22 protein-coding genes are annotated in these 23052 nt (G+C 34.2%); 16 read left to right on the top strand and 6 right to left on the bottom strand.

The features are described 5' to 3' along the window. Positions 1-135: 135 nt before the first annotated feature. Entirely contained in the window at positions 136-2916 is a 2781-nt protein-coding gene (locus AMQ68_RS22285) for a bifunctional aconitate hydratase 2/2-methylisocitrate dehydratase (RefSeq protein WP_054512764.1), read from the bottom strand. A gap of 450 nt (positions 2917-3366) precedes the next feature. Between AMQ68_RS22285 and AMQ68_RS22290 the strand changes: the two genes are divergently transcribed. The 8 genes from AMQ68_RS22290 to AMQ68_RS22325 all read left to right on the top strand — a co-directional run bounded on the left by AMQ68_RS22290 (position 3367) and on the right by AMQ68_RS22325 (position 12907). Further along, on the top strand, positions 3367-4137 hold the full coding sequence (locus AMQ68_RS22290; RefSeq protein WP_054512765.1) for a WG repeat-containing protein: 771 nt from the start codon (positions 3367-3369) through the stop codon (positions 4135-4137). Positions 4138-4400: 263 nt separating this feature from the next. Next, positions 4401-6515 carry a TonB-dependent receptor gene (locus AMQ68_RS22295; RefSeq protein WP_054512766.1) on the top strand — a complete coding sequence of 705 codons (2115 nt, stop codon included), beginning with the start codon at positions 4401-4403 and terminating at the stop codon, positions 6513-6515. 151 nt (positions 6516-6666) lie between these two features. Continuing rightward, entirely contained in the window at positions 6667-7431 is a 765-nt protein-coding gene (locus AMQ68_RS22300; protein ID WP_054512767.1) for a hypothetical protein, read from the top strand. After that, complete coding sequence (locus AMQ68_RS22305; RefSeq protein WP_054512768.1) at positions 7419-7958, top strand: acyl-CoA thioesterase; 540 nt, start codon at positions 7419-7421, stop codon at positions 7956-7958. The genes AMQ68_RS22300 and AMQ68_RS22305 overlap by 13 nt, the downstream gene beginning before the upstream one ends. A 377-nt stretch (positions 7959-8335) precedes the next feature. Beyond that, on the top strand, positions 8336-9265 hold the full coding sequence (locus AMQ68_RS22310) for a 2-hydroxyacid dehydrogenase (protein WP_054512769.1): 930 nt from the start codon (positions 8336-8338) through the stop codon (positions 9263-9265). A 127-nt stretch (positions 9266-9392) separates the two neighbouring features. Beyond that, the gene (locus tag AMQ68_RS22315) at positions 9393-10649 is read left to right on the top strand and encodes a serine hydrolase (RefSeq protein ID WP_054512770.1); all 1257 of its coding nucleotides are present in this window, start codon (positions 9393-9395) and stop codon (positions 10647-10649) included. 25 nt (positions 10650-10674) lie between these two features. Next, the gene (locus AMQ68_RS22320) at positions 10675-12441 is read left to right on the top strand and encodes an Ig-like domain-containing protein (protein WP_054512771.1); all 1767 of its coding nucleotides are present in this window, start codon (positions 10675-10677) and stop codon (positions 12439-12441) included. Between the two features lie 7 nt (positions 12442-12448). Next, positions 12449-12907, top strand: coding sequence for a heme-binding domain-containing protein (locus AMQ68_RS22325; protein WP_054512772.1), 459 nt, complete (start codon positions 12449-12451; stop codon positions 12905-12907). A gap of 99 nt (positions 12908-13006) precedes the next feature. On the opposite strand, the gene AMQ68_RS22330 is transcribed toward AMQ68_RS22325, so the two are convergent. From AMQ68_RS22330 to AMQ68_RS22350, 5 genes are all read right to left on the bottom strand, one after another. Beyond that, on the bottom strand, positions 13007-13522 hold the full coding sequence (locus AMQ68_RS22330; protein ID WP_054512773.1) for an NUDIX domain-containing protein: 516 nt from the start codon (positions 13520-13522) through the stop codon (positions 13007-13009). Next, on the bottom strand, positions 13522-14433 hold the full coding sequence (xerD, locus tag AMQ68_RS22335) for a site-specific tyrosine recombinase XerD (protein WP_054512774.1): 912 nt from the start codon (positions 14431-14433) through the stop codon (positions 13522-13524). Before xerD ends, AMQ68_RS22330 begins: the two co-directional genes overlap by 1 nt. Before the next feature lie 8 nt (positions 14434-14441). Further along, positions 14442-14864: a dCMP deaminase family protein gene (locus tag AMQ68_RS22340; RefSeq protein WP_054512775.1), complete on the bottom strand. Its 423-nt coding sequence runs from the start codon at positions 14862-14864 to the stop codon at positions 14442-14444. Positions 14865-14906: 42 nt separating this feature from the next. Further along, positions 14907-15674, bottom strand: coding sequence for an enoyl-CoA hydratase/isomerase family protein (locus AMQ68_RS22345; RefSeq protein ID WP_054512776.1), 768 nt, complete (start codon positions 15672-15674; stop codon positions 14907-14909). 106 nt (positions 15675-15780) lie between these two features. Further along, the gene (locus AMQ68_RS22350) at positions 15781-17268 is read right to left on the bottom strand and encodes a catalase (protein WP_054512777.1); all 1488 of its coding nucleotides are present in this window, start codon (positions 17266-17268) and stop codon (positions 15781-15783) included. 132 nt (positions 17269-17400) lie between these two features. Here AMQ68_RS22350 and AMQ68_RS22355 point away from each other — a divergent pair, with 132 nt between their 5' ends. From AMQ68_RS22355 to AMQ68_RS25405, 8 genes are all read left to right on the top strand, one after another. After that, positions 17401-18351, top strand: a complete 951-nt coding sequence (locus tag AMQ68_RS22355; RefSeq protein ID WP_054512778.1) for a LysR substrate-binding domain-containing protein — start codon at positions 17401-17403, stop codon at positions 18349-18351. Positions 18352-18590: 239 nt separating this feature from the next. After that, positions 18591-19871, top strand: a complete 1281-nt coding sequence (metK, locus tag AMQ68_RS22360; RefSeq protein ID WP_054512779.1) for a methionine adenosyltransferase — start codon at positions 18591-18593, stop codon at positions 19869-19871. Between the two features lie 81 nt (positions 19872-19952). Continuing rightward, on the top strand, positions 19953-20438 hold the full coding sequence (locus AMQ68_RS22365; protein WP_054512780.1) for a hypothetical protein: 486 nt from the start codon (positions 19953-19955) through the stop codon (positions 20436-20438). Positions 20439-20636: 198 nt separating this feature from the next. Then, positions 20637-21227 carry an RNA polymerase sigma factor gene (locus AMQ68_RS22370; RefSeq protein WP_054512781.1) on the top strand — a complete coding sequence of 197 codons (591 nt, stop codon included), beginning with the start codon at positions 20637-20639 and terminating at the stop codon, positions 21225-21227. A gap of 44 nt (positions 21228-21271) precedes the next feature. Then, a complete protein-coding gene (locus AMQ68_RS25855; RefSeq protein WP_262483922.1) occupies positions 21272-21406 on the top strand; it encodes a hypothetical protein in 135 nt (44 codons plus the stop codon). A gap of 20 nt (positions 21407-21426) precedes the next feature. Continuing rightward, complete coding sequence (locus tag AMQ68_RS22375) at positions 21427-22122, top strand: YjjG family noncanonical pyrimidine nucleotidase (RefSeq protein ID WP_054512782.1); 696 nt, start codon at positions 21427-21429, stop codon at positions 22120-22122. A gap of 205 nt (positions 22123-22327) precedes the next feature. Beyond that, a complete protein-coding gene (locus AMQ68_RS22380; RefSeq protein ID WP_054512783.1) occupies positions 22328-22777 on the top strand; it encodes a PepSY-like domain-containing protein in 450 nt (149 codons plus the stop codon). 55 nt (positions 22778-22832) lie between these two features. Continuing rightward, entirely contained in the window at positions 22833-23003 is a 171-nt protein-coding gene (locus tag AMQ68_RS25405) for a hypothetical protein (protein WP_160318009.1), read from the top strand. Positions 23004-23052 lie beyond the last annotated feature (49 nt).

Raw genomic sequence — 23052 nt, forward strand, 5'->3', positions numbered from 1 at the left:
TGACATAGGTTAAAATAATTCTCATGACTCTTAAATGGAAAGGTTCTAAATAAAAAAAGAAAGATTTTAAATCCAATGGACTAAAATCTTTCTTATATAAGTTAAAACAGTCTTTCGACTTATCGGTAAGCTTTATTAATGACCAACCTGAACCAACTCCTTAATAGGTGGAGCGAATTTAGTAAGGTCAATACCTTCAACAGCTGTTTTATACTCATCGATATTAGGAATTCTTCCCATGATCGCAGAAAGTACAACAACCGGAGTTGAAGCCAATAAAGATTCTCCTTTTTTACGTTCAGAATCTTCCACAACTCTTCCTTGGAAAAGACGGGTAGAAGTAGCTAAAACAGTATCTCCTTTTTCAGCTTTTTCCTGGTTACCCATACAAAGGTTACATCCAGGACGCTCAAGGTACATCATGTTTTGGTATTGTGTACGAGCTTCACCTTTTGGAGTGTTGTCGTTAAATTCGAAACCTGAATATTTTTCTAAAAATTCCCAGTCACCTTCAGCCTTTAATTCATCAATGATATTGTAAGTAGGCGCAGCCACAACCAATGGAGCTAGGAATTCTACTTTACCATTTTGCTTTTCAAGGTTTCTAAGCATTTGAGAAACGATTTTTAAATCTCCTTTGTGAACCATACAAGATCCAACGAAACCAAGATCTACTTTTTTCTCACCTCCGTAATACGTAAGATCTCTGATAGTATCGTGAGTATATCTCTTAGAAACATCATCATTGTTTACATCTGGGTCAGCAATCATTGGTTCAACGATGATATCAAGATCAACAACTACTTCAGCGTAATATTTAGCGTTAGCATCAGGAGTTAAAGCAGGTTTATCACCTGATCTGATTTCCTCGATTCTTTTATTAGCTTTATTAATTAATCCTTGAAGAACCTTGTTGTGATTGTCCATTCCTTTGTCGATCATGATCTGGATTCTGCTCTTAGCAATTTCCAATGATTCGATCAAAGTATCGTCTTCAGAGATATTGATTGAAGCTTTAGCTTTCATTTCTGCAGTCCAGTCTGTAAATGTAAACGCTTGGTCAGCAGGAAGTGTTCCGATGTGAACCTCGATAATTCTACCTTGGAATACGTTCTCCCCATCAAATTGCTTCAACATTTGAGCCTGAGTTGCGTGAACTACATCACGGAAATCCATATGCTCCTTCATATCTCCTTTGAAAGTCACTTTCACAGATTCAGGGATTGGCATTGAAGCTTCACCTGTTGCTAAAGCTAATGCTACTGTTCCAGAGTCAGCTCCGAAAGCTACCCCTTTAGACATTCTTGTGTGAGAGTCACCTCCGATGATGATTGCCCATTCGTCAATCGTAATATCGTTAAGAACTTTGTGAATAACGTCTGTCATCGCGTGGTATTCACCTTTCGGGTCACGTGCAGTGATTACTCCGAAATCGTTCATGAATTTCATTAATTTAGGAATGTTAGCCTGAGCTTTTTTATCCCAAACTGAAGCAGTATGACATCCTGACTGATAAGCTCCGTCAACGATTGGAGAAATTACAGTTGCAGCCATAGATTCTAATTCCTGAGCAGTCATCAAACCTGTTGTATCCTGAGAACCAACAATGTTTACTTCAACTCTAACATCTGAACCTGCGTGCAATAATTTACCTTCAGTAACACCAACGGCATTTCTGTTAAAGATTTTTTCAACTGCAGTAAGACCCTGCCCTTCGATAGAGATTTCTTTAGAAGGAGCAAAAACAAGAGGCGTTTCAATTCCTAAAAGTTTTGCGGCAAATGTTTGTAGTTTTTTACCAAATACGATGGCATAAGAACCACCCGCTTTGATGAACTCTAATTTTTGAGGAGTAAATGATTTTGAAATATCTTTCAATTCAACATCCCCGTTATATAATTTCTTTTCTTTAGTATTGATTGTAAGAACTGTTCCTGTAGCTACAGAATATGCTTCTTCTAAAACGATGTCACCATTCTCGTTACGAACAGGATTTCCGTTTTCGTCTAATTTTTTCACCCAGTTCTGAAGGTCGATTCCGATACCTCCTGTTACATCAACCGTTGTAAGGAAAATCGGAGAAATGCCGTTTGTTCCTCCAACAATCGGAGCGATGTTTACAAATGGAATGTATGGGCTTGCTTGTTTACCAGTCCAAAGAGCTACGTTGTTTACTCCCGACATACGAGATGAACCAACACCCATTGTTCCTTTTTCTGCAATAAGCATTACACTTGCATCAGGATGTTGAGCCTGTAACGCTTTAATTTCTTCCTGTGCTTGAGGAGTGATCATACATTTACCATGCAATTCACGATCTGATCTTGAGTGAGCCTGATTTCCCGGAGAAAGTAAATCTGTAGAGATATCACCTTCACCAGCAATAAATGTTACCACCTTTACTTCTTCAGCAACTTCTGGAAGTTTTGTGAAGAATTCGGCTTTTGCGTAGCTTTCAATGATTTCTTTTGCGATTTCGTTACCGCTATTGAATGCTTCCTTCAAACGGTCAGTATCCGCATCATAAAGGAAAACTTGAGTCTTAAGAACATTTGCAGCTTCTTTGGCAATAGCAGTATCATTACCTAAAGCTAGATCTAGCAATACCTTAATTGAAGGTCCTCCCTTCATGTGAGATAATAATTCAAAGGCATATGCTGGAGAAATTTCTTCTACAACAGATTCACCTAGAATGATTTCTTTTAAAAATTGAGCTTTTACACCAGCCGCACTTGTCGTTCCTGGTAATGTGTTATAAATAAAAAATTTAAGAGAGTCTGCCCTGTATTCATTAGCTGTATCTTTAATTTGCGAAATAATTTCGCTTAATAATTCAGCACCATCAATTGGCTTTGGATGAAGTCCTTGGTCTTTTCTTTCTTCAATCTCTTTAATGTAATCCTTATAAATATTCATATAGAAGTCTTTTCAATATTAAAAGTAGATATTGCTACTTTTTCTCTACAAGTCTGTATAAATATTCAATGCTATTTTGAGCGCTCGCATTTAGATACACATTATAGACCCGAGTAAAGTCAGCATAATCTACACCTTTTTTTAAAATGTGAGATAATATATTGTTATAAAGGGGAGTATGAATGGACTTTTATTGAAACTGTAATTGGCTTACGGGTACTCTTTTTTTGTCGCAAAACTCTCTTTCGGAAACGTTCGTATACTTTGTTGATTCTATCTGTATCAGGTGTTGTATCTTAAAAACGCTTTTAAATTATCAAACAATTAAAAAATTGTTCCCAAAATTACGAATTTTTAATATTTTATCAGGAAGATATTATTTAGATTCTTTATAAATATGAATTTTATATTTTCTATTTTTAGCCGTATTTTTGCAAGCAAATGATGAGTATGAAAAAAGTAATTAATTTTCTGAGTGTGTTTATTTCTATTTTTATTTTTTCCCAGGTAAAAACGGTGAAGAAAGTTCCTGTAAAAAAAGCACCAAAGAATATTGTTAAAAAGGCTGCTGAAGAGCCTAAACCCAATCCTGAACTGGTGGTCATTAATAAAGATATTCCTGTTTTAATTCCAAAAAAGAAAGACGGAAAATTCGGATATATTAACCAAAAAGGGAAAATTATCATTCAGCCTGAATATCATATTGCCGTTTTTTTTGCTGAAGATTGTAATCTTTTAAACTCTCCCAACGAAAAAATCAGAAAATTTGGCACAAAAGATTACGCGACTGTTGAAAAAGATTTAATATCCTACCGGGTTGATCATGCAGGAAAAAGAGTGTATCAGTTCAAAGATGCTGATTTAGGGCAATGTAAATTTGGAGATTATAAGCAGCAATTATATCAGGCGTATATTTTAAATGGCTTTTATGGCATCATTGAAAAAGCAAAATTTGTAAATGCGGCAGATTATCGTGATTATCAAATTTACCCTCAATACCAATATTTATTTATCATGGAAGGAGATGATGTGGCAGATCCGATGATTGTGGCTTCTCAGAATGACAGATTTGGAGTGATTGATGTTAATAATAAAGTAATTATTCCTTTCGAATATTCGAATATCAAAAGGAATTTCAGCTGGAAATTGGGTAAAATGTTTGATGTTACCAAAGACGGAGTTAATTACTATTACATTGATGCCAATAATAAAGAATATTAATGATTTGAGTCTTTTTAAGACTTCAGAATTTCCTTTCCTGAATTCAAAGCAGATATCTCGTACATTTTTTGTAATTTCGCGGCTGAAATAAAGGGGTGCTGTAACAAGCTGAGATTATACCCAATGAACCTAGAACGGATAATGCTGTTTAGGGAAATTAAAAATGAGTAAATAAGTACTTTTCAAATTATTACTTATTATCAATTACTCATTATCCATCATAATCCGCCCCTTTTATTCATTAAATTTTAAAAATTTATAGAATGAAAGGATTATTTTTTTTAGGGCTTACCGTAGGCTCTTTTGCTTTTATACAAGCACAAAACACTGATTCCTTAAAAATAAAGGAAATTGAAGCCGTCAACTTTACCAAAAGACTTCCTGTTGCTAAGGAAATTATTAATGTTCAAAAAGATTTAGACAGTAGAAATCTTGGACAGGATTTACCGATGTTGCTTAAAAATCAAACCTCAATTATTTCGACTTCCGACGCCGGAAATGGAGTAGGATATACAGGTTTTAGGATTCGTGGTGTTGCCGGAAGAGGAATCAATGTAATGATGAACGGCGTTCCGTTCAATGATTCTGAAAGTCAGGGAACGTTTTTCGTTAATGTTCCGGATTTAACGAGTTCGGCATCACAAATTGTTATTCAAAGAGGGGTTGGGACTTCCAATAACGGGGTTTCTGCTTTTGGAGCGAGTATTAATGTGATCTCAAAAGATCCTGAAGACAAGCTTTATTTTAAAACGGATGACAGTTACGGATCATTCAATACTTATAAATATTCTGCTGAGGTCGGCTCAGGGAAATTCTGGAAAAACAGACTTTCTGTGATGGGAAGATATACCAATATTCATTCTGATGGATATATCGACAGAGCTGCATCTGATCTTCATTCATACAATTTTACAGCACTTTTCGAAGAAGGTAAAACGAGAATTCGTTTGATGGCTTTTGGAGGGAAAGAAAAAACGTATCAGGCATGGAATGGAATAGACCGAAAGACTTGGGAAACAGACCCGAAATTTAATGTTTCAGGAGCTATTCTTGATGCAGATAAAAATATTATAGGGTTCTACGATAACGAAACAGATAATTACAGACAAAACCATTATCAGTTACTTTGGGAGCAGAAATTCAGTGATCATTGGAATTTAGAAACAACTTTGCATTACACAAAAGGGAAAGGGTATTATGAAAACTATAAGCAGAATGCTAAATTTTCGAAGTATAACTTACCCAATATAATAGAAAACGGACAAACATTACAACGTACCGATTTCATCAGAAAAAAATGGCTGGATAATGATTTCTACGGAATGGTTTCAACGCTTTATGGAAAGTTTGAAAATCTTGACCTTAATTTTGGAGCAGTAGCCAATCAATATTACGGAAGACATTTTGGAAATGTGACGGGTGTGTTTTTGCCTCAGATTAACGAAAGTGAGTATTACAGAAACCGTTCTGTGAAAAGTGAAGTATCTGGTTTTGCAAAGGCGTTGTTTAAAGTAAATAATTTTGAATTCTTCGGAGATCTACAGCTTAGAAATATAGATTATGATATAAAAATCATACAGGATGGCGATGGTGAAGGAGGCAACCTGACGAAAAACTGGTTGTTCTTTAACCCTAAAGCTGGGGTGAATTACAGAATAGGAAACGGAAAGGTCTTTTTATCTTATGCGCACGCTCAACGTGAACCGAACAGAGATGATTTAACCGCTGATAATAATGTGAAAGCTGAAAAGCTTCATGATTTTGAGGCTGGTTTAGAAAAGCAATTCGGAATTTTATCGGTTACGGCCAATTTATATTACATGTACTATGTTAATCAGTTGGTTTTAAATGGAGAACTGAATAATGTCGGGGCATTCATCAGAACAAATTCCGGAGAAAGTTACAGAAGAGGAATTGAAATCGGAGCGTTGGCTAAATTGTCTAAACAATGGGAGATTTCAGGGAATGTAAGTCTTAGTCAGAACAGAAACCTTGATTTTAAAATAGAAAATGCAGATGGAATTAAAGATCTAGGAAATACACAGATTTCTTTTTCACCGGATGTGATCGCGAATGTAGGATTGAAATTTAATCCAAATAAAAATTTCCAGTTTGCATTGATGAACCAATATGTGGGAAAACAATATTTAGATAACGTGGAAGATAAAAATTTACAATTGAAAGATTATCTTCTGACCGATTTTAATGCGCAGTATCAATTCAAGATTGCAAATAACGACGTTGCATTAAAGTTATTGGTAAATAATATTTTCAATAAAAAATATGTGAATAACGGAGCAGTTTCTGAAGGACAGCCTTTCTATTTTTCTCAGGCAGGAACTAATTTTATGTTCGGAATAAGCTGGAAAATTCAATAGTAAATAGGTAAAGATAACTCAGAATTGTTTTCAATACCTCAATAAAGACATTTAAACAAGTAATATTATATTTTAGAGACTGTTTCGGCAGTCTTTTTTATGTCAATAAATCATCTAAAAAGTCATGGAAAAGTTATAAATTTGCCATCAAATGAATATTTCAGCTTACATTTTAGAATATCTGAAACAATTTGGTACTGTTACAGTTCCAAGCTTTGGTGTATTTTCTCTTGAGAATTCTAAAGCAATTATCAACTCCGAAAACGGAAGTATCCTTCCTCCGGCAAGTCAGATTGCTTTTATGCCTGACTTTGAGATTCAATCTGATGATTTAATCGCTTTTATTGCAGAGCAAAAGCAAATGTCTTTTGCTGCGTCCAAAAGTGATTTAAAAATTCAGACCGATTTTTGGAAGAAAAAACTTCAGGCAGAACAGACTTTAGAAATTCAGAATCTCGGAACGATCTTTATTGAAGAGGGTCATACCCATTTTAAAGGAAAGAGAATAGAATCCGGACATCCTGATTTTTATGGATTGGAAGAGATTAAATTTTCTGATATTAAAACAAAAGATAAATCCGTTGTTTCTGAAAAATCCGGAAAAGAATATAAATTCAGCAAATCACTCCTTTGGATCTTTTTAATCGTTATTCCTGTTTTAGGGATCGTTTATCTCGCTTTTACGAACCAAGAGCTCCTTTTTGGGAAAGAATCTTTTAAGAAAGAAAAAGATTCGCTCAAGGTTAATGCAAAAGTAGCAGTATTGGTAAGAGACACGGTAAAAGTAGACTCTGCCAAGATAAGAATGGCAGATTCTTTGAAAACATTGAAAAAAGATTCAATCGTAAAACCTGCTGAAAAAGCGGTTCAAATTCCAACAACCCCAAACAAGACTAAGGCTACATGGCAAAAATAAAAAAAGCGTCAGAATCTCTGACCATCATGACTAATATCGTACTCCCTAACGAAACCAATTCTCTAAGAAATCTTTTTGGAGGTGAGTTGCTGGCAAAGATGGACCGTTGTGCGTCTATTTCTGCAGCAAGACATTGCGAAAGAAGAGTGGTTACCGCTTCTGTGAATCACGTTTCTTTTAATCACCCGATTCCGGAAGGTGGAATTGTGATTTTAGAGTCTAAGGTTTCCAGAGCATTTTCTACTTCTATGGAAGTGTATGTTGATGTTTGGTTAGATGATCCTATCAGTCAAAAGAAAACGCATACGAATGCTGGAATTTACACGTTCGTTGCGGTGGATGAGTTTAATCGTCCAATTCCAATTCCTGAAATGGTTCCTGAAACCGAAGACGAAAAAGAAAGATTTGCTGCGGCATTCCGTAGAAAAGAATTGTCATTAATTCTTTCAGGAAGAATGAAACCATTGGAATCTGTGGAGCTGAAGAAATTATTCCAAGAGCCACAAGAGCCGGAAACAGATAAATAATAAATTAAGTTTAAACAAGATATCAATGCTTTTAATCTTTGCTGAGTGTAACGTCTTTGCGAGCTTAAAAGCATTTTTTAGTTAACAGATATATTGAAGCATTTTTTTTGAAGCTTTTTCCCGCTTTCCATTGCAATCTTTTTTTGCAAAAAAGGATTTCCATTACAATCGGGGCTAGGGTTTCAGTCGTTTATTTAAACATTGGATAAATAATCACAAAGTTTGTCATCCTGAAAGGATCTAGGCTCGAATCTTTTTGTAATACTTTGTTGAGATGCTTTCAGCATGACAAACTTTATGGGAAAAAATAGTGAAAAACATAAAAGCTAAAAAAAATTAATAAATCTTCTCAAACGTTACGTTAAAATATTTACAATATGAAAATCCTACTTTTAGATAAAAACCACCCTCTTATCACTGAACAGCTTTTAGCGAAAAATTTCATACTGGAAGAAGATTTTACGTCTTCTTACGATGAGGTTTGTGCTAAGATTGAAAACTATGATGGAATCATTATCAGAAGCCGAATTCCTTTAGACCAAAATTTTTTGGAGAAAGGCAAAAATCTGAAATTCATTGCAAGAGTAGGTGCGGGCATGGAGAATATTGATATTCCTGTTGCTGAAAAACTGGGAATTCAATTGATTAATTCTCCTGAAGGAAACAGGGATTCTGTGGCAGAACATGTTGTCGGAATGTTGTTAATTTTAATGAACCGACTTTTCATTGCTTCTCAGGAAGTGAAGAACGGAATCTGGTTGCGTGAAGAAAACCGTGGTGATGAATTATTAGGAAAAACAGTTGGACTTATCGGTTACGGAAACATGGGGAAAGCTACGGCGAAAAGACTTTCGGGTTTTGGCTGTAAAGTGATCTTCCATGATATTCTGCCAGATCTTTCTGATCAATTTGCAACACAGGTTTCTTTGGCAGAATTAAAAGAAAAAGCAGAGGTTTTAAGTTTACATATTCCTTTGACAGACTTGTCATATTATTTAGTTGATGGACCATTCCTTTCTGATATGAAAAATGATTTCTATTTCGTAAATACAGCGAGAGGAAAAAACATAGAAACGAGAGCTTTAGTTGAAGCGTTGAAATCTGGAAAGGTAAAAGGAGCATGTCTTGATGTTTTGGAATATGAAAAGTCTTCTTTCGAAAATATTGAAACAGAAAATGAAGATTTACAATATCTTTTAAGCTCTGAAAAAGTAATCGTTACGCCTCATATCGCAGGCTGGACGCACCAAAGTAAAGAAAAACTAGCACAGGTGATTGTTGATAAGATTGTTGCTTCTTTTTGTTAAGAGGTAAAAGGTGGAATTTACAATTTCCCGATTTTGCTCTTGTTTATGTTAAATAATTCATAATATGTAATAAGAATTCAATATTTATTTTGAGTTTTATTAAATTGCCCGCTCATTTTTGAAACTCATGAAGAAGCGTAATTTTGTCCTTGTTTTATCCGTTTTTTTACTAATTTTTTCTTGTAAAAAAAAATCCGAATCCAAAGAATCTGTAACTGAAAATACCACCAACCTTCCTAATTATGGAAGTGTAGATTTGGCTGATGTTTTCACAAAAGGCGACGGGCAGCTTCCTAACAAAGCTTCTCTTGTTCGTTATATCGATCAGTATTATAAAAAAGTTTGGGAAGCGAGTGATCTAAGTGGTGGAATATTAGTGGCCAAAGGCGATGATATCATTTATGAAAATTACAGAGGTTTCGGAAGAGCAGGAGGCCAAATGCCAATTGATAAAAATACACCTTTGCATGTAGCTTCAGTTTCAAAAACTTTAACGGCGATGGCGATGATGAAATTGATAGAAGCGGGAAAAATAAAATTTTCGGATCATTTAACTCAATTTTTTCCAGGATTTCCTTATCCGAATGTAACGGTACAGACTTTATTGGATCAAAGAAGTGGTCTTCCAAAGTATGAATATTTTATTACTAAAATTCCACCTGCAGCGCCAGAACTTTCAAAACCCTATATTACCAACCAGGATGTATTGGATATGATTATTAAATACAAACCTGATCTGGCAAGAGATACAGACACAGGTTTCATGTATTGTAATACCAATTTTGCATTGTTGGCTCTGTTGATAGAGAAAATAACAAAAACGCCTTTTCCTCAAGCGATGAAAGAAATGGTTTTTACACCATTGAAAATGAATAATACCTATATCTTTCAGGAAAAAGATATTCCTACAGCTTCACAATCTTTTTATTACACCAATAAACTATATCCTTTAGATAGATTAGATCTTATTTACGGAGATAAAAATGTGTATACAACGCCAAGAGATTTATATAATTTCTCAAAAGCAATGTTCTCAAAAAAATTCCTAAAACCGGAACTGATGGATATGGTGTTCTCTCCTTACAGCAATGAAAAAGTAGGAATGAACAATTATGGGCTAGGATTCAGAATGAAGATTTTTGATAACGGAGAAAAACTAACGTATCATAACGGATGGTGGCACGGAACAAACTCTGTTTTTGCCCATTTACTAAAATCAAAAGTAACTATTGTTGCCATTGGAAATAAGTATTCAAACAAAGTCTATACGGCGCTTGCTTTATCAGGTTTGTTTGAAGATTTCCCTGTACAGAAAGATAAGCTTCACAGCATCATGAATGACAATAAAGATTCTTTAAATGGCGGGCAGGATGTTCCAGAATAATGTTTACTTTTGCTTAAACATATTCATGAAAAGACTTCTTCTCTTATTTATTATAGGTTTTCTTGTGCAGTCGTGTGCAAGGGTAGGCTCTCCGGTTGGTGGACCTAAAGATTCTTTAGCACCGAAATTTTTAAGCTCAAATATTGATTCAACAAGGATCAATGTTAAAAGAGATATTCGCGAACTGCGTCTTGATTTTGATGAATATATTACGTTGAAAGACATCAATAAAAACCTGATTATTTCTCCGCCTATTAAAAATATCAAGCGTATTTTACCTTCAAATATTGCCAATAAATTTATTTTGATCCAATGGACGGATACTTTGAAGGCCAATACAACATATAATTTCAACTTCGGAAACTCTATTGTAGATAACAACGAAGCGAATATTCTGCGTTATTTCAATTTTGCTTTTTCTACAGGAGATAAATTAGATGATCTGTATATCAGTGGTGAAGTAAAAGATGCATTAGCTATCAAAAAGCAAGCCTCAGGGACCGAAAATAAGCTGGTTGTTGGGCTGTATCAAGTAAAAGATACCATTAACTATAAACAGAAACCTTACTACATCACGAAAGTAGATGCCGATGGGTATTATGAACTGAATTATCTGTCACCCGGAAAATATAAGATTATTGCTTTCGAAGATGAAAACGGAAATTCAATGTATGATCCTGGAAAAGAAAAGGTTGGTTTTCAAAAAGAACCTGTAGATGTTGAAAAATCTATTTCAGGGTTGAATTTAAAAGTATATCCTTCTAAAAAAGCATTGAAATATGTTGAGATGAAAGAAATGCCGGGCGGAGTGATGATGACATTTGAAGGGCATCCTAGTGAAGTGAAAGTTAAGCCTTTGAGCGAAAAAATTAAAGATTACAAGATTACTCATACTCCAAAATCTGATACCGTGAGAGTTTGGTTTGATGCGGTAAAAAGTGATGTTGGACAAACTGCAACAGAGAACTTAAAGTTTGGGTATAATGCTGACCAGAAAAAGGATACGCTTTATAATGCCTCATTGTTCTATAAATACAATGCGAAAAGTGCTATGGAGATCAGTAGTGATAATGGAGGTGGAATGTTACCCCCGAAAACTGATTTCAAGATTACCTCAAATTATATCATCGATAAAATAAACCCTGAAAAATGGGTGTTAAAAAGTGATAGTTTAACGACTCAGGATTTTACGGCTCAGATTTCTGAAACAAATCCGTATCAGATTTTAATAAAATCAGATTTTATTATTGGGAAAAAATACCAGTTAACGGTTCCTAAGACTACGGTTTCTTCATTCTACGCTAAAACGTCGGAGTCAAAACGTTTCGATTTTGAAGCAGATAAACCTGAGAATTACGGTAGCCTGACATTTAAATTAGAAAATGCTCCTGCCTCCAACTATTGGATTCAGTTGCTAGACTCATCAGAAAAGGTTGTTTATCAAAAATATACCAAAGGAGACGAAATAAAATTTGCAATCCTGAAGCCTGCTGAGTATATCGTAAGGATATTGGTAGATAATAATGACAATAAATATTGGGACGAATCAGACTTCCTCAATGAGGTTTTTGCTGAAGATTCTTATGTCTATTATAAAGTTGCTCTTATAAGACCGTTGTGGGATACTAATGAAACTTGGGATTTAAAAGATACCAGAACATTAGACAGCCCTAAAACTTCTACACCTTCTAAAACGGTAGTTCCGAATGAAAATAAGGATAAACCGGTAAAACAAGATGCAAATAATCGTGAGTTGAAATCTGGAGGGGCTATTTTAACTCCTGTGAAGTAAGAAAATTATGAAGACTGCAAAAAAAATTGTGTTTTGGACGTTGGTAGCTTTTGCGATGATCCAGTTTATTCCAATCGACAGAGTGAATAAACCCGTAGATCATGCTGTAAATTTCGTGGAGGCTAAGAATACCCCGGAAAAGATCAGAGGATTGATAAAAGGGGCTTGCTATGACTGTCATTCTAATGAAACAGTATATCCGAAGTATGCTTTTATCGCACCTATTTCATGGTCTGTAAAAAGCCATGTTAATGACGGTAGAGAACGTCTTAATTTTTCTATTTGGGGTACTTACAATAAGGAGTTGAAAGAGAATATGCTGAGCAGAGCTGCAGAAACCGTTCAAAATAAAATGATGCCTTTGCCAGGATATATTGTTTATCATAAAGAGGCTAATTTATCTGAAGCAGAAAGAAAGCTATTGTCTAATTACTTTGAAGAAATGCTTAAGAATAAGTCTTACTAGCAAATAAAAAAACTCTCGCAGATCTTACAAATTAGCGGATGATTATATTTAAAAATCTGCATAACCTGTAAAATCTGCGAGAGATATATTGATAAAGAATTATATTTTCTTTAAATACCTTTCAAAAAATATCTTCTGAGAATCAAAAGCGATATCATCGAGGTTGATTTTATTTAAAGGAATCCATTGGGTCTCTGAGATCTCAGATAACTCAATATTCACTTCAAATTTTTCCGAAACAGTATATTCATAAAATAAATCAATTGTATTATAATCAATTTCTTTGTATTGATAAACGTTTGGAAGACTCGTTACGTACTTTAAGTTTGAAATATTGATATCAAGCTGAAGTTCCTCGAAAAGCTCTCTTTTACAAGCTTCTTCTGCGCTTTCTTTGGGATCTACAAAACCTCCGGCTAAATCTAGTTTTCCTTTTTTAGGCTCCTGATTTCTTCGGGTAAGGTAAATTTCATCACCACATCTTATTACTACGGCTACAGCGCCGGCAACGTTATTGTAGAGTCTGAAATCACAATTTGGGCAGCTCCATTTCTTTTCGCCGTCCCACTGTAGAGTTTCTTTGCCACAGCTTGGGCAATATTTCAATAGTTTCATTACGCAATATTACTATTTCTCGGGTGATAGGTTAAGATCACATCGCGAAGTTCTTCAGTTTTTAAGTGAGTATAGATCTCTGTTGTTGTAATACTTGAATGCCCCAGCATTTCCTGTATATAACGTAGATCTGCACCGTTTTGTAATAAATGGGTAGCAAAAGAATGTCTAAACGTGTGTGGAGATATTTTCTTGCTTACACCTGCTTTATCGGTAAGTTCTTTTATAATTAAGAATACAATTACTCTAGACATAGAGGTACCTCTGCTGTTCAGAAATAGTGAGTCTTCGTACTTTTTATTGATCTTGCTTTTTGAGCGTGTTTCCTGAATATAGTTTTGTAACAAATCTGCAGTATAATCTGCTAATGGAACGAAACGGGTTTTATTTCCCTTTCCATTCACTTTGATATAATTTTCTACAAAATTAATGTTTGAAATCTTCAGATCAATAAGTTCCGAAACGCGAAGGCCGCATCCGTACAATACTTCAATAATACACTGGTTTCTCTTTCCAAGATCTGATGATACTTCTATAGCGCTGATAATTTTATTGATATCAGGTAGGCTTAAGGTATCAGGCAAATATAATCCCAACTTGGGACCCTCGAGCAAAGCTGCCGGATTATCTTCACGAAACTCATCTTCAAGTAAAAATTTGAAGAAAGCTTTTATAGAAGATATCCATCTTGCTTGTGATCTTTCGCTGAATTTCTGTTTAGAAAGATTAAAGATGTATTCTTGCAGATTTTCATACGCTATAGAACCCGGACCGATATTTTCCAGATCCACTACTGCGTATTCTTTTAGTTTTTTAATGTCCCGAACGTAGGCGTCGAGCGTGTTTTCTGAAAAATTTCTTTCGAATCGAAGAAATATTTCAAAATCCTTAATTTTTTCATCCCAAGTCATGTTTGTGCTTATTTTTTTAGTTCACAGTCCGATATTTGTTCTATTTCAATGTTATGGTTCCTCAAGAACGATATCCCATCATCGTCCGAATATTCATTAATATACACAAGTCTGGAAATTCCTGCCTGTAAAATAAGTTTACTACATTCTTTGCAAGGGGATAGCGTTAAATATAACGTTGCTCCTTTTGCAGATTGTGTAGAAGAGGCTAACTTTAATATAGCGTTAGCTTCTGCATGCAGTACATACCAATGTGTTGTTCCCCCTTCATCTTCACAGCAGTTTTCAAATCCCGAAGGAGTGCCGTTGTACCCATCTGAAATAATCATCCTATCTTTTACGATAAGAGCTCCTACTTGTTTTCGTTTGCAGTAGGAAAGGTTTGCCCACTCGAGGGCCATTTTTAGATAAGCTTTATCAAACTTATTCATACAGCGTCATTGTTTTTTTTCGAAATAATTGGATTAATTTTCTTAGAAGTTAGGCTTTCTTTTCTCAATAAAAGCAGAAACTCCCTCTTTTTTATCATCAAGTTCAAAAAGTTCCCCGAAATATTTGATCTCAGTTTCAAAACCTTTATCCGTATCAGATAAGTTTACGGCATGTATTGCCTTTGATATTGCCATCGGTGAGTTGTTGGCAATTACATTTGCTAGTTCTTTTGTTTTTGTTAGTAATTCTCCAATAGGATATACTTCATTTACCAATCCGATTTCTTTAGCTCTCTGAGCGGGGATCATTTTGGCTGAGAAGATCATTTCATTGGCAATACCTTTTCCTACAAGCTTTGGAAGCCTTTGTGTTCCTCCGTACCCAGGAATTAATCCTAATGTAACTTCTGGAAGACCCAATTTAGCATTTTCCGATGCGTATCTGATGTGGCATGCCATGGCAAGCTCTAAACCTCCACCTAAAGCAAATCCGTTTACGGCTGCTATCACTGGTTTAGATAAGTTTTCTATTGTATTAAAAATAAAGTTTTGCCCGTTTCTGGCTAATTCTTCCGCTTTTTCCTGTCCAAAATCACTAAATTCTTTAATATCAGCTCCAGCTACGAAAGATTTTTCTCCGCTTCCTGTAATAATAATGACTCTGCACGATTTATCTTCGTTTAGTTCGTTTATTGCTGAACTAATTTCTTTAATCGTTTTTGCGTTTAAAGCATTTAAACTTTCAGGTCTATTTATGGTGATTATTGATAATTTATCTTCTTTAGTTAATAATATGTTTTCGTAACTCATTTTTCCACTTTAAAATATTATTTGTGCAAATTATAAATTTTTTACAAAAAAAAGGAAAAAATACTGTTTTTTTTTCCTTTAAATTGAAATTATTATTCAAATATGTTTATTTTGAATGATTCATCATATTTGCATCAATATTAACATTTAGTTGTGATGCTACTTTCATGCCAAGTTCAATATTTGCTCTAAAAAAATGGCATAATTGTCTATTTATGATTTCATCTCTCTTTGGACCATCAATTCCTTTCATGCTTCCGATGATATTTTGAATCAGATGTTCTCTGTCTTCATTGTTCATTGCTTTTGTATACAACAAGCCTGGCTGAGTGTAATGATCATCATCGTTTTCATTTCTATTGTAGCTGGCAACGTGGTTGCTGTCTAGCTCATATTCGAAATTTTTATAGGCTGAATCTGGCTTAATATCATCAAAACTGTTAGGATGATAATTTGGTTGGTCCTGATATTGGCTTGAGTCTGCCATATAACCATCTCTTTGGTAATTGTTAACGGCAAAAGGACAACGGTTGACTTCTAACTGGTGAGCATTTACGCCAACTCTGTATCGGTGTGCATCCGGATAAGAAAATAATCTTCCCTGAAGCATTTTGTCCGGAGAGAAACTAATTCCGTCAATTAAATTACTTGGAGAGAAGGTAGATTGTTCTACGTGTGCGAAATAATTCACAGGAACTTCATTCAATTCCATTTCACCCACTTCAATCAATGGGAAATCTCCCTGGAACCAAACTTTAGTAATGTCAAAAGGATTCCATCTGAAATCTCTTGCCTGCTCTTCTGTCATTACTTGGATATACATCGTCCATTTTGGGAAATCTCCATTATCAATAGCGTTGCAAAGATCTTCCTGAGCAAAATCTGGATTTTCTCCCGCCATTTTCACAGCGTCGTCATTGGTGAAGTTTTTAATTCCCTGTTTTGTTTTAAAATGGAATTTTACCCACACTCTTTCATTATCTGCATTAATCATGGAGAAGGTGTGAGATCCGAAACCATGCATATGTCTGAATCCGTGAGGAGTTCCTCTATCAGACATTAAAATTAAAACCTGATGAAGTGATTCTGGGTTTAAACTCCAAAAATCCCACATCATGGTTGCGCTCTTTAAGTTGGTTTTAGGAACTCTTTTTTGGGTATGAATGAAATCCGGAAATTTTTTAGCATCCTTAATAAAGAATACCGGTGTGTTGTTTCCAACTAAATCCCAGTTTCCGTCTTCTGTATAAAATTTTAAGGCAAATCCTCTAGGGTCTCTTGCGGTATCTGCACTTCCTTTTTCGCCACCTACGGTAGAGAAACGAGCAAACATTCTGCATGAATTTCCAACTTTTGAAAATATTTTTGCTTTGGTATATTTACTAATATCATGTGTTATGGTTAACGTTCCATAAGCGCCACTTCCTTTAGCGTGAACAATTCTTTCAGGAATTCTTTCTCTTACAAAATGCGCAAGGTTTTCCTGAAGGATAAAATCCTGTAATAATACGGGACCTCTTGGACCCACGGTCTGAGAATCCTGATGCTCAAAGTAAGGAGCACCGCTGCTTAATGTTAATTTTTTAGAATCCATATAGTTATGATTTGAATGATTGATTTACGATTTATATACTATTATGTAAAGGTACTAATTATCAAAATTACAGGAATTTTTAATTGCTAATTGCAAAAACATCATATCTTTGTAATAGATAATATTAATCAGATGAACATTCAGCAATTGGAATATCTTATCGCTGTAGATAAGTATAAACACTTTGGAAAAGCAGCTCAAGCTTGCTTCATTACACAGCCTACATTGAGTGCAATGATACAGAAATTTGAGGATGAACTGGATGTAAAGGTTTTTGATAGAACTACCCACCCGATTCGTACAACAGATGTAGGACTTCAGATCATTGATCAGGCAAAGGTAATTATAGAATCCGTCAATGAATTGAGGAATAAGGCTAATCTTTTAAATAATATTTTAGGAGGAACCATTAATTTGGGAATCATTCCTACGGTGTCGTCTTTCATTTTACCTACTGAGATTTTTGCATTCTTGGAAGAGAATCCGAAAATTCAGATGAATGTAAAAGAAATGACCACTGATAGTATTATTAAGGCTTTAAAAGCGGGAGAATTGGATGCAGGAATTATTTCCACTCCTTATGATACGGCTGATGAATTTTATCAGGACTTCTTATTTAATGAAGAATTGATGATCTACAGCTCAAATACTGAAGCGAATAAGAAAAATTCTTATGTTGTTCCTGAAGATCTTAATGTTGAAAAGGTTTGGTTGCTTGAAGAAGGAAACTGCCTGAGAAACCAATTTGAAAATATCTGTCACCTAAAAGAGAATACCTTAAAACCTAAGAATTTAGATTTCTTGGCGTCTAATATTCAGACTTTGGTACACATGGTAGATAAAGTTGGTGGAATCAGTATTTTACCAGAATTGGCATTGAGTCAACTTTCTGAAGAACAAAAAGGAAATGTGTTCAGATTTAAGAAGCCTTTCCCTTACAGAGAGATAAGCATCATTTATTATAAGCCAACTTTCAAGCAAAAAATTATTGATGAATTGTCTAATTCTATCAGAATATCTTTAAAAGACAAACTAAACTATAACGAAAGCCCAAAAGAATTCGTAAGTATAAAACCACAATAGTTTATTTTTCTTAATAAAGGTTGATAAATCATTAATTTAAAGAAAATTATAATTAGTAAACAAAAGTTTTGAGTATTAAAAAAATAGTACTTAAATTTGTCAACGTTTACGAACGAGGAAAAATTTGACCTGATTGCAACCTCTATAAAAAAAAGCTAAAACAGTATTTCTATTTTGAGCTTTTCTGGCAATTATTCAGGTTTTTCTTCATTTTTTTTAATCTAAAAATACAGAATAATATGTCTTATTTATTTACGTCTGAATCAGTTTCAGAAGGGCATCCAGATAAAATTGCCGATCAGATCTCTGATGCATTAATCGATCATTTCTTAGCATACGATAAAAGCTCGAAAGTAGCTTGTGAAACTCTTGTTACAACAGGGCAGGTGGTATTGGCAGGTGAAGTAAAGTCTGATGCCTATTTAGATGTACAGACTATTGCAAGAGAAGTTATCAACGGAATTGGATATACAAAAGGAGAATATATGTTTAATGGTGATTCTTGTGGAGTTATTTCTGCAATTCACGAACAATCTCCGGACATTAATCAAGGTGTTGACAGAGCTGTAAATGACGAGTCTTTCGAAGCGAAGGCAAATGCACAAGGTGCAGGAGACCAAGGAATGATGTTTGGGTATGCTACCAACGAAACAGCGAACTATATGCCTTTGGCATTAGATTTAGCCCACACTATTTTGAAAGAACTTTCTGCGATCAGAAGAGAAAATAAAGATATCGTTTATCTTCGTCCGGATGCAAAAAGCCAAGTAACAATTGAATATTCTGATGATCACAAACCAGTAAGAATTGATTCTATTGTAGTTTCTACTCAGCATGATGATTTTGCAGCAGAAGAAGAAATGTTGAATAAGATTCGTGAAGACATCAAAAATATTTTAATTCCTAGAGTAGTCGCTTTACAGACTGAGGAAATTAAAGCGTTATTTAATGATCAGATCAAATATCACATCAATCCAACAGGGAAATTCGTAATCGGAGGACCTCACGGAGATACAGGTCTTACAGGAAGAAAAATCATCGTTGATACTTACGGTGGAAAAGGTGCTCACGGTGGTGGTGCATTCTCTGGAAAAGATCCTTCAAAAGTAGACAGAAGTGCTGCTTATGCAACAAGACACATCGCTAAAAACTTAGTAGCTGCAGGTGTTGCTGACGAAGTTTTGGTACAGGTTTCTTATGCTATTGGTGTTGCTGAACCTTGTGGTTTATACATCAATACTTACGGAACTTCAAAAGTAGCGATCAACGATGGTGAAATTGCTAAAAAAGTATCTACAATTTTCGATTTAAGACCCTATGCGATTGAGCAAAACTTAAAATTGAGAAACCCTATCTATCAGGATACTGCTTCTTATGGGCACATGGGAAGAGAGCATTATGTAGCTGATAAAACTTTCAATAAAGGTCACAAGAATGAATTAACGCTTACAGGGCTGGAATTCTTTACTTGGGAGAAACTAGACAAAGTAGACGAAATTAAAGCTTCTTTCGGAATTTAATTTTTTCTCAACATAATAAATTACTGCTTTATCTTTCAGGTAAGGCAGTTTTTTTTAATTTTACACTTAAATAATTTAAAGATGATGAATTTTCGAGTTGCAATAACCATTCTATCGGTATTCTTTCTAAGCATTTTTACCCAAGCTCAATATACGATGCATAAGATGCTTACGGTAGGATATACGTACCAAAACCAGAGTTTTGGAGAAGTGGGAGGGAAGTTGCTTTTCCTGAAAAATGATGATGTTATTTACAGGCTGGGAGCTTCTGCATTGATGGGCTCTACGCATTCTGAATTTGCCATAATGCCGAAATTACAGGCAGACGTTTTATTAAATTTCCAAAAGGATGTAGATTTCTATCATTCTTACTATTTGATTATTGGAGCAGAAGGCACAAATAAATACGTTGCACCGAAAATTGGGGTAACTCTTTTCGGAATTTTAGATCTTACGGGGGGATATGCCTTCCCAATTAGCAATTTAAACGGTAAAGAAATGAAAGGTCTGAATGTTAATTTTACACTAAATATCCCTACAGTGTTCATTCATGACATATTTAAGTGATTTTTTTTAAATTTTTCGTGTAAAAAATTAATAATAGGTTAACAGTTATTAAAAAATTATTATATTTACACCAATAAATAATGTACCGCCTATTGATTTTACTTTACTCCAAAGAACTGTTTTGTATTTACAGCTAAAGCTAGATTAATTATCTAGATGTAAGCTTGTCTACAAATTTTTTTATTATTGAGAAGAGTTATGAAATCAAAATCGGATAGTTTACTAATTTCCCTTTACCAGGAAGGAGACGAATCAGCATTATCAACGCTTATTCACCGTCACCAGAGAGAGCTTTTTACATTCATTTTTTATAAAATTAATGATGAGGACTTGGCCAATGATGTTTTTCAGGATACTTTCATGAAAATCATCTTAATGCTAAAAGAAGGCCGTTACAACGAAGAAGGAAAATTCATCCTTTGGGCAAAAAGAATTGCCTACAATCTTATTATAGACCATTTCAGATTAAAATCAAAAAACATTAAAGTTTCAGAAACTACTTTCGAAACGGATGAATATTCTATTTTTGATCTTATCAGAGAACCCTCTGAGAATATTGAAGATCAATTGGTAACCAATCAAATTCAGGAAGATTTACTAAGAATGTTGCAATTTCTACCTCTTAATCAGCAGGAGGTAATTAAGCTTAGATTCTTTGACGGACTCAGCTTTAAAGAAATCGCAGATCATACCGATATGAGTATCAATACCACGTTAGGAAGAGTACGTTATGCGCTAATAAACCTGAGAAAAATCATGGATGAAAATAATATCATCCTAACGAGATAATAATTCTTAAAAATTCTCGTTTTAAGGAAAAACATTTATCGCCTATGAAAAAAAATGATTCCTTAAAAGTGAAAGCTTTGAAACCTAAGAAAGAAACTATTGATTTTTTACTCAATTTTTCTAAAAATATTGATGTAGCTAAAACTAAGAGTAAGAATTATCTGATCTCTAAGAATTAAAAGTATTAATTTTGTGCTGTATGAAAATTCAGCACATTTTTTTTGATCTTGATAATACGCTTTGGGATCATCGTAAGAACGCTTATCTTACCATCAAAAGACTTTTTGAAACAAAAGAAATCTCTTTAGAATACAATATTGATTTTGAAGATTTTCACGCAGTTTATCATGAAATCAACGAAAAACTGTGGGAAGATATAAGAGACGGACTCATCGGAAAAGAATATTTGAGAGAGCACCGTTTTTATGATACTTTCAAACATTTTGGAGTAGAAAATAAAGAGCTTTCTCTGTATTTTGAAGAGCATTTTTTAGATAAAATACTTAATCATAACGAATTGGTAGAAGGAGCAGAAGATATCTTGGAATACTTAAAATCTAAGAATTACACGCTGCACATCATCTCCAATGGCTTTAAAGAAGTAACAGAAAGAAAATGCATTCTGTCGGGTATTGCCCATTATTTCCATACCATTACCAGTGCTGATTCTGTAGGCGTGAGAAAACCTAAACCTGAAATTTTCGAATATTCTTTAGGCTTATCAAATGCTAAAAAAGAAGAAAGTATTTTGATAGGAGATGATTGGATCGCTGATGTTGTAGGATCTCAAAACTTTGGTATTGATGTTATTTTCTTTGATGTATACAAAGAGAACAAACAGGAAGAAGGGTTGAAATCAATCACCCATCTTTTACAGATCAAAAATTTCTTGTAAAATTTTTTAATTAATACAACAGTTATCCTTGTCAAGATTCAAAATCTTGACAAGGATAATCTTTAGAAAGTGAAGAATAAAAAGTATCAGATATAATTTTGTATTTAAATTCTTCATATTTTCAATTCACTTCCAATTTTTCCTAATTCTTTCCTAATTTGATTTAGATCTTTGCTCCATAATAATTAACAAACAATATTTAATTATGGAAAAAAGAAATAAAATAACCGTGGTGCTGGCTTTAGTACTTTTATTAATGATGGGCTTTGTTTACGGACAAGACCGAGTGATAAGCGCTAATCAATTACCAAAAACCGCTAAGAATTTTCTATCCGTTAATTTTAAAGGAATTGCAACAAGTTCTGTTATTGAAGACAATGAAATTTTCGGAGTTGATGAATATAAAGTTTTTTTGACAAACGGAATAAAAGTTGAATTCGACAGCAAAGGAAACTGGAAAGAAGTAGATGGTAAACATCAGAAAGTCTCTTATGGTTTCATCCCTGCAACAATAAGAAATTATGTTGCTAAGAGTTTTCCCAATACTCATATTGTAAAAATAGAAAGAAAAAGCTGGTCTTATAAAGCTGAACTTTCTAATGGAATAGATCTTGAATTTGACAAAAATGGAAACTTTAAACGAATTGACGACTAATCATAAAAATCACACACAAACAACACAAACAAAAGATATGGTAAATTGGAACATAATGACAGGTAAGGCAATTAGAAAAAGTATTCTAAGCTATATTACAAGAAATCACGCTGGAAGCTGGATTGCTTCTATTGAAGAGAAATACAATGCATACAAGATTAATTTGATGAATGGGTCAAGCCTTATTTTTGATGCAAAGGGGAAGTATATAAAAACAAATTCTTAAATGCATACACAAGCCTCCTGCCTTCAGGAGGTTTTAATTTTATATATTT

This window comes from Chryseobacterium sp. ERMR1:04, from assembly GCF_001297705.1.
GTDB lineage: Bacteria > Bacteroidota > Bacteroidia > Flavobacteriales > Weeksellaceae > Chryseobacterium.